Source organism: Nonomuraea sp. NPDC001699 (assembly GCF_053596455.1).
Map to the genome: position 1 here is coordinate 1 of NZ_JBSFGF010000051.1, position 13,458 is coordinate 13,458.

A 13,458-nucleotide genomic window follows, 5' to 3' on the forward strand; every position below is an offset into this window, starting at 1 on the left:
AAGGTGCCGAACGCCGCCGCCATCTGGTTCGGCTCGACCAACTCCGACAACAACGGCGACGGCACCGCCGACACGATCCGCCGCTCCGCCATCCAGTGAAACCACCGGCGGCCGCGCCGGCGCGCGACCGCCGGACCGATCCCAGGAGCCCTTGATGCCTCCGTCCAGAAGGGCCGTACTCAAGGCCGCGCTCCTCGCCCCCACCGCGTCCGCCTCCTTCCCGGCCTCCTCCGCCAGCGCGGCGAGCCCGTGGGACCGGGTGCCCGAGATCCTGGCCAGGATCGTGCCCCCGGCCTTCCCCGACCGCACGTTCTCCATCACCGACCACGGGGCCGTCGGCGACAACACCACCGACTGCACCTCCGCCTTCCGCCAGGCCATCGCCGCCTGCAACGCCGCGGGCGGCGGGACCGTACTCGTGCCCGGGACCGGTAGGTTCCGGACGGGCAGGATCCACCTGCTGTCGAACGTGCGCCTGCACGTAGAGTCCGGCGCGACGATCAGGTTCAGGTCCGACGCGGGCTCCTATCTGCCGAACGTCTTCACCCGCTGGCAGGGCATCGAGTGCCACAACTACTCGCCCTTCATCTACGCCCGCGGCCAGACGAACCTCGCGCTGACGGGAACCGGCACGATCGACGGCAACGCGGCGGCCGGCCCCTGGTTCGGCTTCGACTCCCAGCGCGGCCCCGACTGGGACCTGCTGCAGCAACAGGCAGTGGACGGCGTGCCGGTGGAAGAGCGGCAGTTCGGCGATGGGCACTACCTCAAGCCGAACATGATCCAGCTTTACGACTGCACGAACATCCTCATCGAGGATCTCAACCTGCGGAACCCGGCCATGTGGACGGTCCATCCAGTGCTGTCCCGAAATATCACCCTACGGCGGATCAAAATCTACAGCCGCGGCGCCATGGTGGACGGCGTCGACCCCGAATGCTGCTCCGACGTGCTGATCGAGGGCTGCTCGTTCGACACCGGCGACGACGGAACCGTCATCAAGTCGGGCCGTGACACCGATGGCCGCCGCGTCGGCGTACCGTCGACCGGCATCGTCATCCGCGACAACGACTACTACGGCCGGTGGGGCGCGATCACGGTGGGCAGCGAGATGTCCGGCGGCGTCCACGACGTCTTCGCCGAGAACAACCGCATCCACGCCGGTTCCGATTACCACAGCTTCTACGCCGTCTACGTGAAGACCAACAACCGGCGCGGGGGTGTGGTGGACGGCGTCCACGTCCGGAATCTGACCGGCGGCCCGTGCGACCGCGGCGGCTTCTTCGTCGACATGAACTACAGCCTCACCGGCCCGGGCAACGGCCCCATCGTCAATCCGGTGATCCAGAACCTCACCGTGGACGGGCTGACCATCGCCGGCTCCCCGTTCGCCGTCAAGCTGTCGGGCTCGGCCGCGAGCCACATCAGGAACGTGACGATCACCAACAGCGTGTTCACCCAGATCGACGCACCTGCCCCGCAGATCACCAACGCCGACAACGTGCTGCTCCAGAACGTCCGCATCAACGGCACCCTGTACGGACAGCCACCGCCCACAGGGGCCCGCTACGAGGCCGAGGACGCCACGATCTCCCAGGGCGCGGCCGAATCCGACCACGCGGGCTACTCCGGCACCGGCTTCGTCAACTACGACAATCTCATCGGCTCCTACGTCGAGTTCACCGTGAATGCGGCCGCGGCGGGACACGCCGCCCTGACCCTGCGTTATGCGAACGGCACGACGTCCGACCGGCCGATGGACATCGCCGTCAACGGCATCGTGGTCGCGCCCGGCAAGTCCTTCCCCGGCACCGGGGCCTGGTCGACGTGGCGGACCACCGCCATCGCAGCCCCGCTGCGGGCGGGGGGCAACAGTGTCAGGGCGACGGCCGTCACGGCCGCCGGCGGCCCCAACCTCGACTATCTGGAGGTCGGCTCATGACGGGCGGCAACCTGTCACGCCGGCAGCTCGGCACGCTCGTCGGCGCGGCACTGCTCGCCCCGGCCGCAGCCCGCCCCGCCACGACGACGTCAGGCGTGGCGTGGACGATCGGGCCGGCTCGCATCCGGCCGGTCAGCCGCACATCTTCCCCGAGGGGAACAACTTCCGCTTCACCATGCACACGGTGGACCGGGACACGATGACGGACCGCCAGCGCCAGGAGGTCACCGGCACCGGCTCTTGGACCGCGTGGGCGTCCAAGAGCATCGCCGCCGACCTCGTCGCCGGTGCGAACACGATCCGCCTCACCGCGACCGCGGCCGGCGGCTGCCCGAACCTGGACTACCTGGAGGTGCTCCAATGAGACCGTCGCGGCGTGACGTCCTGCGTACGGGGATCCTCGCAGGCGGCGCGATCATCACCATGTCGAGCAAGGCGCGAGGAGGGGCGGCGAGCGCAGCCGCGGGGAGCACCGCGGCGAGCCCATGGGACCGGGTGCCCGAGATCCTGGCCCGGATCGTGCCCCCGGCCTTCCCCGACCGCACGTTCTCCATCACCGATCACGGGGCCGTCGGCGACGACACCACCGACTGCACCTCCGCCTTCCGCCAGGCCATCGCCGCCTGCAACGCCGCGGGCGGCGGACGGGTCGTCGTCCCGGCGGGCGTCTACCGCACCGGCGCGATCCACCTGCTGTCGAACGTCAACCTCCAGGTGAACGGCACGATCAGGTTCCGCACCGACACCGGCTCCTACCTGCCGAACGTGTTCACCCGGTGGGAGGGCATCGAGTGCTACAACTACTCACCCTTCATCCACGCCGACAGCCAGACCAACATCGCGATCACCGGCACGGGCACCATCGACGGCAACGCGCCCGCGGGAGAGTGGGCCTCGTGGGGGAACGGCGGCGCGGACCGGGACCAGCTCCGCGCCTGGGGCGCCGGCGACCACCCGGTGGCACAACGGCAGTTCGGCGCGGGCCACAAACTGCGCCCGAACATGATCGGGCTCTACCGCTGCACGGGGGTGCTCGTGCAGGACGTCAGCCTGCGCAACCCGGCGATGTGGACCCTGCATCCGGTGTACTGCTCGAACGTCACCGTGCGCGACGTCACCTTCTACTCGACGAACTCCCAGGGCGACGGCTGTGACCCCGACTCGTGCACCGATGTCCTGATCACCGGCTGCCGGTTCAACACCAACGACGACTGCGTCCCGGTCAAGTCAGGCCGTGACCGGGACGGACGCCGCGTCGGCAGGCCGTCGCAGAACATCGTGATCCAGAACTGCCGGTTCAGCGGTCGCTGGGGCGGCGTCACGATCGGCAGCGAGATGTCCGGCGGCGTCCGCGACGTCTTCGCCGAGGACTGCGTGTGCAACCCCGCCGACTTCCCCGGCCGTTACCCCCTCAAGTACGCCCTCTACGTCAAGACCAGCTTCAACCGCGGCGGCTTCGTGGACGGAGTCCATCTGCGCCGGATCTCCGGCAGGAACCTGGAGCGCAGCGCCCTCTTCATCACGCTGAACTACGAGACGTCCGGATCGCTGCCGCCGGTCGTGCAGAACGTCACCGCCGACGGCGTGACGATCGACGGCGCCGCGCAGGCATACGACCTGCAGGGACGATCAAGCGACCACATCAAGAACGTGACGATCAGCAACAGCGTGTTCACCCGCGTCACCACGGCCGCTCCCACCGCCACCTACGTCGATGACCTCGTGCTGACCGGCGTCTTCGTCAACGGCAGGGACATCTCGAACACCCAGCCGCCGCCCGCGGACCGCTACGAGGCCGAGAACGCCACGATCTCGCAGGGCGTCGTCGAGTCCAACCACGCCGGCTATTCCGGGACCGGGTTCGTCAACAGCGACAACGTCACGGGAGCCTACGTGAAGTTCTCCGTCACGCTGCCCGAGCCCGGCCGGCGCCCGCTCACCATCCGCTACGCCAACGGGACCACGACCGACCGGCCCTTCTCGCTCACAGTGAACGGCATGCTGGTCAATCCGTCGGTGAACGCTCCTGGCACCGGCGCTTGGACGACCTGGGTTTCGACCTCGGCCGTCATTCCCACGGTGGCGGGCGTCAACACCGTACGGCTCACCGCCACGACCTCGGGCGGCCTGCCCAATCTCGACTACGTGGAGCTCCGGCCATGACCGTCCTGCGAAGGATTCTCCTGGTATGTGCTCTCGTCTGGCCTGGAATCCCCGCCCTGTCCGCCACGGCGTTCGCCGCCGCGGAGTTCGACGTGCGTGACTACGGCGCGACCGGGGACGGCTCGACGAACGACGACGACGCCGTCGACCGGGCGATCAACGCCGCGAGCGCCGCCCCTGGAGGCATCGTCGTGTTTCCTCCAGGCCGGTACCGGGCTCGAACGATCCACCTCAAGTCCCACATCACGCTCAGGCTCGACGGCGGCGCCACCATCCTGGCTGCGGGAAGCGGCATGGACGTTCCCGAGGCCAACGCCAACGACGCCTACCAGGACTACGGCCACAGCCACTTCCACAACTCACTCATGTGGGGCAGCGGCGTCACCGATGTGCACCTCACCGGCGCCGGCACGATCGACGGGGACGGCAAGCTCGTCACCGGCACCCCCTCCTCGGGCCAGGCCGACAAAGCGCTGACGCTCACCGAGTGCTCGGACGTCAGCCTGTCCGGGGTCACCTTCCGGCGTGGCGGGCATTTCGCCGCGCTGATCAACGGCTGTCACGACATCGCGATCGACAACCTCACGACGGTCTACTCCAGCAGCGGCGTGCGCGACGGCGTCAATCTGATCAACAGCTGGAACGTCACCGTCGCGGGCAGCCGCATCGAGGCGAGCGACGACGCCTTGGTGTTCAAGAGCGACTACGCCCTCGGGCACACCTACACCAGCCAGAACGTCCGCGTTCGCGACACCACGGTCTACTCCCACGAGAACAACGCGCTGCAGTTCGGCTCGGAGACCTGCGGGAACTTCCGCGACTTCAGGTTCGAGCGGATCAGCGTGCTCGGCGCGGGCAAGGCCGGCATCGGCATCGTCTCCATGGACGGCGCGATCATCGAGGACGTCGCCTACGAGGACGTGACGCTCACCAAGACGACCTCGCCCCTCTTCTTCAAGATCGGCGAACGGAGACGTTGTCCTGGCTCCCCGCCCGCCGGGCGCATCAGGAACATCACCCTGACCCGCGTCACCGGCACCGGCCTGAGCGCCCCCGTCGTGACCGGCACGGTCGGCGCCTCCGACTACACCAGCACCATGACGGGCACACCCTCGGTGGACATCGGTCCGGGCATCACACTCACCGACGTGGATCTCCAGGTTCCCGGCGGGCACCCCGCCTCGGAGGCCACCCGGGTCCCCGGGGAGTTCCTGACCACCTATCCCCCGCGTGATTACGGCGCACGGCCCTCGTACGGGTACTGGATCAGGCACGCCACCGGCATCACCCTCAACGGCGAGACCCGGTTCGACGAGAACGACGACCGGCCCGCCGTCATCGTCGACGACGCCTCGAACGTGGTGCTGACCGGCGTGGTGGCACAACGCGGCACCGGCAGCGCCTATGACGTGGGCTTCAGCGGCGTCACCGGGTATGCCGTGCGCGACAGCGCGAACACCGGCGGCGGGGCGTTGCGCGTGCGTCCCACGAACTCCACCCCCATACCGGGCAACCCCGTCACCCGGTACTCCGAGGCCGAGTCCGGCACGGTCACCGAGCCGATGCGGATCTCGGCCGACCCCGCGGCCTCGGGCGGCTCGTACGTGAGCGTCGCCGCAGGCAACAACAGCCAGACCAGCCCGCCGTCCACCGGCTGGACGACGCTGCCGTTCGACGTGCCCGATGCCGGCACGTTCGGTGTGTGGGCTCGCGTGATCGCGGCGACCACCTCCGACGACTCGTTCTGGGTGCGTTCCGGCACCGGGGCCTGGACCAGCTGGAACAACATCCCGCCTGGCACGGCATGGCACTGGGTGCGACTCCCGGTCACCTACGACCTGGCGCCGGGCCGGCAGAGCATCACCTTCGCCTACCGCGAGGACGGCGCCCGCCTCGACCGGGTCGTCCTGTCCAGCGACCCCGCCTTCGAGCCCGCGGACGGCCGGCCCCCGACCAGGTACGAGGCCGAGGACGCGACGGTCTCCCAGGGCGGCGTCGAGTCCAACCACCCGGGCTTCACCGGCACGGGCTTCGTCAACTACGACAACCTCACCGGCTCCTTCGTGGAGTTCACCGTCACCTCGGCCACCGCCGGACAGGCCACCCTCACCCTGCGCCACGCGAACGGGACAACCCTCGACCGTCCGATGGCCATCGTGGTCAACGGCACGGTGGCCGCCGTCCTCGGCTTCCCCGGCACCGGTTCCTGGGACGCCTGGGCAACCGCCTCGATCAGCGTCCCGCTCGTCGCCGGCGCCAACACGGTCAGGGCCACCGCGACCACCGCGACCGGCGGCCCCAACCTCGACCATCTCGACGTCGCCACCCCCGCCTAGAAGCCCGAGGAGCCCCCGTCATGTTCCGTGCGTCGTCGCGGACGGCGATGATCGCCGTGCTCGCCCTCCTGCTCATCGCGCCTGCCGCGCGGGCCGACCTGCAGCATCCACGCCAGGCGTTCCTGCGGGGCTCGACCGCCGGGCTGTTCCTGCACTGGGGCGAACGCACCTCGCCCCAGCACACCAGTTGCAGCGCCTGGGAATCCGACGTCACGAGCGGCGGCTGGACGCCGGACTACTGGGTGAACGAGGCGCTGAAGCTGCACGCCCAGTACCTGGTGCTGGCCACGTTCCACAGCAGGCTCGGCTACGCCAGGCCGTACCCGTCGCAGATCCCCGGCTCCTGCCGCACCACGCGCGACTTCCTCGGCGAGCTGATCGACGCAGCGGACGCGCGGGGCCTCAAGGTCATCAACTACATGACCGACGACCCGCAGTGGCACAGCGAGGGGTTGTCGTCGGGCTCGTGGCTCAACTCCGCCGCCTTCTCCGCCTACGTGGGACACCCCGTGGACCTGACCACCCGCGACGGCTTCGGCGAGTTCAGCTACCTGCAGTTCTTCGAGCAGATGCAGCGTTATCCGAAACTCGCCGGGTTCTGGATCGACAACGACAACGCCTACTGGGAGCGCAACAACCTCTACGCCAAGATCTACCAGCAGCGCCCCGACATGACGCTGTCGAACAACAACGAAGACACGCCGATCATGGACATGATCAGCAACGAGCAGAAGACCGGCATGACGCCGTCCTACGACTACCCGCAGGCGCTCTACACGGCGCTGCCGCGCCTGATCGAGGCCGACTTCAAGCTCCCCACCGGCGGCCCTTGGTGGTACGGCGGCACCGACCAGGCCGTGGACCGCAAGCTCACGCTCGGCCGGCTCGTCACCAACGCCGGATCGTCGGTCAAGGCGCTCATGGCCGAGACCGCCATGGTCAACGGCAGGTTCCCGGCGCAGCAGGCCGCCTTCAACACCTTCGCCGCCGGCTACCTCGACCAGATCTGGGAGTCGCTGGACGGCACCGAGGGCGGCGGCTACATGTACGGCGGCCTCAAACCCGGGTTCTGGAACGACGGCGCGCACGGCGTGACGACGATCGCGAAGAACGACCCGAACCGGCACTACGTCCACGTGCTCACCCCGCCGGCCGGCAGCACGCTGTCGCTGCGGGACAACGGTTACGCCATCGCCTCGGTGACCAATCTGCGCACCGGCGCCCCGGTCACGTTCACGCAGGGCGGCGGCACGCTCACGCTGAGCGGGATCTCGGGCTGGGACCCCTACGACACGGTCTTCAAGGTCGTCTCCAGGGGACGGCAGGGCATCCACACCGGCGTGACGATGTCGGCGGGCTCGGCCGCCGGCGGGCATCCGGCCGCGGCGGCGGGCGACGGCGACTTCCTCACCTACTGGGACAGCGACGCCGCCGAGCCCGCGACGCTGACCTTCGACCTCGGCTCGGCCAAGCGCGTCCAGTACGTGGCGCTCAACCAGCGCGAGGACTCCACGGTCTACCCGTCCTCGGGGTCGGCGCGCCTGTCTGGTTACCAGGTGCACGTCAGCGACGACGGCTCCACCTGGGGCAGCGCGATCAAGACGGGCACCGTGCCGAACGCCAGAGGCGTGCAGATCATCGACCTGCCCGCGAGGACCGCCCGCTACGTCAGGCTCACCAAGACCGGCCACCACGGCATAGCCCGCTGGCGGGTGGACGAGGCCTGGATCGGCGAACAGTACCCCGGCGGCGCCACTCCCCCTCCGGGCCGTCACGAGGCCGAGGACGCCACCATCTCCCAGGGCGCCTTCGAGAACACCCACACCGGCTACAGCGGCACCGGCTACGTCAACGGCGACAACGCGACCGGCTCGTATGTGGAGTGGCCGGTCCAGGCGAGCGCGGCGGGACCGGCGACCGTGGCGGTGCGCTACGCCAACGGCACCACCGCCGACCGGCCCTCGGCGATCACCGTGAACGGCGTCCCGGCCGGATCCGCCTCGTTCCCGCCGACGGCGAACTGGGACACCTGGGCCACCCACGCCTTCACCGTGCAGCTCGGCGCGGGCGCGAATACGATCCGGGTCACCGCCACGAGCGCGGGCGGCAACCCCAACCTGGACTATCTCGACCTCACCGCGGGCGGCAGCGCGACATACCAGGCGGAGGACGCGACGATCTCCCAGGGAGCCGCCGAGTCCAACCACACCGGCTACACCGGCACGGGCTTCGTCAACTACGACAACCTGATCGGCTCCTACGTCGAGTTCTCCGTCCAGGGAACGGGCCCGGCCACCCTCACGCTGCGCTACGCCAACGGCACCACCGCCGACCGGCCCATGGACATCACGGTCAACGGCGTCCCGGCCGGATCCGCCTCGTTCCCGCCGACGGCGAACTGGGACACCTGGGCGACCGCATCCCTCACCGTCCCGCTGACGGCGGGCGCCAACGTCATCAGGGCCACGGCCACCACGGCGGGCGGCGGCCCCAACCTCGACCGCATCACGATCAGCTAGGGGAGGAGCCCCATGAACAGGTGGCGCGCGGCCGTCGCGGTCCTGGTGCTCGGCGCGGCGGGACTCGCCGGTCCCGCCGCGCCCGCCGCGGCCTCGGACAACGGATTGTCGATCAGGCCCCCGATGGGCTGGAGCAGCTGGAGCTTCGTCCGCCGCTGGCCGGACGAGACCAAGATGAAGGCCCAGGCCGACGCGCTGGTCAGCAGCGGCCTGGCCGCCAAGGGCTACGTGTACGTCAACCTCGACGACTTCTACCAGAAGTGCGACGCCAACGGCTTCGTCGTCGACTCCTTCGGCCGGTGGGCGGTGGACGCCGCCAAATTCCCCAGCGGCATCAAGGCCCTGGCGGACTACGTGCACGCGAAGGGGCTGAAGTTCGGCTTCTACGTCACGCCCGGCATCGCAAAGAACGCCGTCACCGCCAACAAGCCGATCGAGGGCACCTCCTACCACGCACAGGACATCGCCGACACCACCCAGACGCACAAGAACTACAACTGCAAGAACATGTACCGGCTGAAGTACTCCCATCCGGGCGCGCAGGCGTTCATCGACTCCTGGGCGAACCAGATGGCCTCCTGGGGCGTCGACTACCTCAAGATCGACGGCGTGGACGCGACCACCGTCGCCGACGTCGAAGCATGGGACAAGGCCCTGCGCCAGACCGGCCGTCCCATCACCTTCGCGCTGTCCAACAACCTCCCCATCGCACAGGCCACCACATGGAAACGGCTGGCCAACAGCTGGCGCACCCAAGGCGACGTCGAGTGCTACTGCGGCCCCGGCCCGAACGGCAGCGGCTTCCCCCTGACCGACTGGGCCCACGTCGTGAGCCGGTTCAACTCCGCCGCCTCCTGGCAGCCCTACGCCGGCCCCGGCGGGTGGAACGACTACGACTCGCTGCAGGTCGGCAACGGTGACCAGGTTGGGCTGACCGCCGACCAGCGCCGTTCGCACATGACGCACTGGGCGATGATCGCCGGCCCGCTGCTGCTGGGCACCGACCTGACAGCGCTCACCGCCACCGACCTGGCCATGCTGACCAACGACCGGCTCATCGCCGTGGACCAGGACGGGGTGGCCGCGCAGCGTGTCGTCAACAGCGGCGTCGACCAGGTCTGGCGCAAGCGGGAGGCGAACGGCGACTACATCGTGGCTCTGTACAACACGGGCACGTCGGGCAGTTCCACGGTGAGCGTCACCTGGTCGCAGGTCGGTTTCACGGGCTCCGCCGACGTCACGAACCTGTGGTCGGGGGCATCGGAGGGCACGGTCGCCACCTCGTACGCGGCCACGCTGCGCCCGGGCGAGACCCGCCTCATCCGCGCACGTCCCACCTCCGCCGCGCCCCGGTACGAGGCCGAGGACGCCTCGATCTCGCAGGGCGCGGTCGAATCCAACCATGCCGGGTACTCGGGCACGGGTTTCGTCAACTACGACAACGTGACCGGCTCCTACGTCGAGTTCACCGTCCAGGGAACCGGCGGCCCGGCCACCCTGACCATCCGCTACGCCAACGGCACGACGGCCGATCGCCCGATGACCGTCACCCTGAACGGCGTGACCCTCACCCGCGACTTCCCCGGCACGGGCTCCTGGGACACCTGGGCGAACGCCACGTTCACGGTGCCGCTCGCCACAGGAGCGAACATCGTCCGGGCCACGGCGACCACCTCGAACGGCGGCCCCAACGTGGACTACCTCGACATCGCACCGAGCTCGGCGGACTACCAGGCCGAGGACGCCACGATCTTCCAGGGCGCGGTCGAATCCAACCACATCGGCTACACCGGCACGGGCTTCGTCAACAACGACAACGTGACCGGCTCCTACGTCGAGTTCACCGTCCAGGGAACCGGCGGCCCGGCCACCCTGACCATCCGCTACGCCAACGGCACCACCGCCGACCGCCCGATGGACATCGCCGTCAACGGCACAGTCGTGTCAGCCGGGCGCTCGTTCGGCCCGACGGCGAACTGGGACGCCTGGGCCGACAGCGCCCTCACCGTCACGCTGAACGCCGGTCCGAACACGATCCGCCTGACCGGTGTCACCGCGAACGGCGGCCCCAACCTCGATCGCATCACCCTCACCTGACCCCCGGAGGAAAGGCGCCGACAGGGCGTCAGCGCTTTCCCCCCTAGATTCCCGGCGTCAGCCTGCGGCACTGCCCGGGTCGTCGTTCCCCAGCGGGCGCGCGAGCTGAACACGGACGCCTCTCACTGCAACGGCTGAGGTGGGGCCAAAGTCACCGGAACGTCACCAACCGGATACGCGATGCGCCGATGGTGGGGGCGAATTCGACGCGTGAGTGGGGCCTGCGCACGCTCGTAGAACCAGCTGATCACCGGGATCAGCGTCGGGCAGATCATGGCCGGGGGGTTCACTACCGATCCCGGCGCAGGTTCCCACCCGGTGCTGAGCTCGCAAGCTCTTCCAGCTTCCGGAAGCGCGGGTGGGCGTGTCTCGCGGCTCCGGTCTTGTTCGCCGGCTCTCGGCCTGACCCGATCTGAACAGCCTCAGCTGGCGCCCGGTGCTCGGCCCGGCGGTCCAGTTCATCCAGTTCGCTGCCATCGCTGTAGTGCTCATCCGCAGGAGAGACGGCATCATGCGACAAGAGACCGATGCCTGTGCCGGCGGAAGAGTCTGACTGGACAGGTAGATTTTCGCCTTCATCACGGCCGATGTGCTGTCCGCGTGCCGACTACAGCTTCGACGTCTCCCATGAAGGCATCCACCGACAAGGAGATCACGATGAAGTACATCATCCTCAGCTACGCCTCCCAGCAGCACTACGACGCCATGAGCGGCAACAGCGCGGAACTCGGCCTGAAGCCGGACGACTTCGCCGCCATGTACGCCTGGATGGCGGACTTCAACCAGTCCTTGGCTGACTCGGGCGAACTGGTGGAGACCAGGGCGCTGGCGGCCCCGGTCCACACCCGCCGGGTCGGCGGCCGTGACGGCGTGCCGTACGTCACCGACGGCCCCTATGCGGAGACGCAGGAGGTGCTGGCGGGCTACTGGGTCGTGGAGTGCGCGAGCTTCGATCGTGCGACCGAGATCGCTGCGCGGCTGGGAGAGTGCCCGGCCCCGCCGGGGCTTGCCGCCAACGCCTACGCCGATGTGCGGCCCCTCGTGGAGACGGCCCACGACCTGGAGGGATAGGGTGTGGAGAACCTACTGCGTGAGCTGGTGCCGCGGGTACTCGGTGCGCTGGTCCGCCGGTACGGCAACTTCGCCACCGCCGAGGACGCCGTGCAGGAAGCCCTTATCGCCGCCGCCGCGCAATGGCCGGACCACGGCGTCCCTGACAACCCGGCGGCCTGGCTGATCAGAGTCGCCTCACGGCGGATGACGGACCTGCTGCGCAACGAGCAGGCCAGGCGACGCCGCGAGGACACTGTGGCCGGATGGGTGCTGCCCGAGCAACGGCGGTCCCCTGCCGCCGACCAAGCGCACGCCGAAACCGACGACACCCTGATCCTGCTCTTCCTGTGCTGCCACCCTGCCTTGTCCGGGGAGGCGCAGGTCGCGCTCACCCTGCGCGCGGTCGGCGGGCTGAGCACCGCGGAGATCGCCCGCGCCTTCCTGGTCTCCGAGCAGACCATGACGCGCCGAATCAGCCGCGCCAAACTCCGGATCCGTGACAGCGGTCTGCCGTTCGCGATGCCGTCCGGCCCCGAACGGGCTGACCGGCTGGCGGCCGTGCTGCACGCGCTGTACCTGATCTTCAACGAAGGATACGTCAGTACGGCAGGGCCGCACCTTCAACGGGTCGAGCTCGCGTCCGAGGCCATCCGGTTGACCAGGTTCCTGCACCGCATGATCCCCGACGACGGCGAGGTGACCGGGCTGCTGGCGCTCATGCTGCTCACCGACGCCCGTCGTCCGGCACGCACGGGCACAGACGGCCGACTCATCCCCATGGCCGAGCAAGATCGCAGCCTCTGGCGCGCGGAGGCGATCGCCGAGGGCGTCGCCCTCGTCACCGCGGCACTGCCTCGCGGCGTCCCCGGCCCCTACCAGCTTCAGGCGGCCATCGCCGCCGTCCACGGCGAGGCGCCGAGTGCCGAGCAGACCGACTGGCCGCAGATCCTCAGGCTGTACGAGCTGCTGCTGCGCCACGGCGACAACCCAGTGATGGCGCTCAACCACGCGGTAGCGGCGGCGATGGTGCACGGGCCGCAGGTGGCGCTCCCGCTCGTCGAAGCAGTAGCGGGCGACCCGCGGATGAGCAGGGACCATCGGGTGCCTGCCGTACGGGCTCATCTGTTGGAGCTGGCCGGGGAGCCGGAAGCGGCGTGCGAACAGTACCGGGAGGCGGCGCGGCGCACCCTCAACCCGCCTCAGCAGCGCTACCTCAACGACAAGGCGGCTCGCCTGCGGCAATGAGCGCCGCCTCGGCCAAGTTGGCTCGGCTGGGTCGCGCAGGGCAGGCACCCAGCCGACCTTCGCCTTCCAGCTCTCCCAGACCTCCGGCCACAACCGTGCCGAA

At 69.3% G+C, this 13,458-nt stretch carries 8 protein-coding genes; all 8 read left to right on the forward strand.

The annotated features are described in order from the left end of the window. Positions 1 to 154 precede the first annotated feature (154 nt). The 8 genes from ACWCSU_RS51715 (at position 155) to ACWCSU_RS51750 (ending at position 13,355) form a co-directional block, all read left to right on the forward strand. The gene (locus ACWCSU_RS51715; protein WP_449944814.1) at positions 155 to 1,942 is read left to right on the forward strand and encodes a glycosyl hydrolase family 28 protein; all 1,788 of its coding nucleotides are present in this window, start codon (positions 155 to 157) and stop codon (positions 1,940 to 1,942) included. A 100-nt stretch (positions 1,943 to 2,042) separates the two neighbouring features. Beyond that, positions 2,043 to 2,306: a hypothetical protein gene (locus tag ACWCSU_RS51720; RefSeq protein ID WP_449944817.1), complete on the forward strand. Its 264-nt coding sequence runs from the start codon at positions 2,043 to 2,045 to the stop codon at positions 2,304 to 2,306. After that, entirely contained in the window at positions 2,303 to 4,105 is a 1,803-nt protein-coding gene (locus ACWCSU_RS51725) for a glycosyl hydrolase family 28 protein (protein WP_449944819.1), read from the forward strand. Before ACWCSU_RS51720 ends, ACWCSU_RS51725 begins: the two co-directional genes overlap by 4 nt. After that, positions 4,102 to 6,441, forward strand: coding sequence for a glycosyl hydrolase family 28 protein (locus ACWCSU_RS51730; protein ID WP_449944821.1), 2,340 nt, complete (start codon positions 4,102 to 4,104; stop codon positions 6,439 to 6,441). Before ACWCSU_RS51725 ends, ACWCSU_RS51730 begins: the two co-directional genes overlap by 4 nt. A 20-nt stretch (positions 6,442 to 6,461) precedes the next feature. Next, a complete protein-coding gene (locus ACWCSU_RS51735; protein WP_449944823.1) occupies positions 6,462 to 8,960 on the forward strand; it encodes a carbohydrate-binding protein in 2,499 nt (832 codons plus the stop codon). A gap of 12 nt (positions 8,961 to 8,972) precedes the next feature. Then, on the forward strand, positions 8,973 to 11,057 hold the full coding sequence (locus tag ACWCSU_RS51740) for a carbohydrate-binding protein (protein ID WP_449944825.1): 2,085 nt from the start codon (positions 8,973 to 8,975) through the stop codon (positions 11,055 to 11,057). A gap of 657 nt (positions 11,058 to 11,714) precedes the next feature. After that, positions 11,715 to 12,128, forward strand: coding sequence for a YciI family protein (locus tag ACWCSU_RS51745; RefSeq protein ID WP_449944827.1), 414 nt, complete (start codon positions 11,715 to 11,717; stop codon positions 12,126 to 12,128). Between the two features lie 3 nt (positions 12,129 to 12,131). Then, positions 12,132 to 13,355, forward strand: coding sequence for an RNA polymerase sigma factor (locus ACWCSU_RS51750; protein ID WP_449944829.1), 1,224 nt, complete (start codon positions 12,132 to 12,134; stop codon positions 13,353 to 13,355). Positions 13,356 to 13,458: the final 103 nt, after the last annotated feature.

Coding starts and splice junctions, on each gene's coding strand:
- ACWCSU_RS51735 (WP_449944823.1), top strand. CDS start 6,462: ATGTTCCGTGCGTCGTCGCGGACGGCGATGATCGCCGTGCTCGCCCTC.
- ACWCSU_RS51740 (WP_449944825.1), top strand. CDS start 8,973: ATGAACAGGTGGCGCGCGGCCGTCGCGGTCCTGGTGCTCGGCGCGGCG.
- ACWCSU_RS51730 (WP_449944821.1), top strand. CDS start 4,102: ATGACCGTCCTGCGAAGGATTCTCCTGGTATGTGCTCTCGTCTGGCCT.
- ACWCSU_RS51725 (WP_449944819.1), top strand. CDS start 2,303: ATGAGACCGTCGCGGCGTGACGTCCTGCGTACGGGGATCCTCGCAGGC.
- ACWCSU_RS51715 (WP_449944814.1), top strand. CDS start 155: ATGCCTCCGTCCAGAAGGGCCGTACTCAAGGCCGCGCTCCTCGCCCCC.
- ACWCSU_RS51745 (WP_449944827.1), top strand. CDS start 11,715: ATGAAGTACATCATCCTCAGCTACGCCTCCCAGCAGCACTACGACGCC.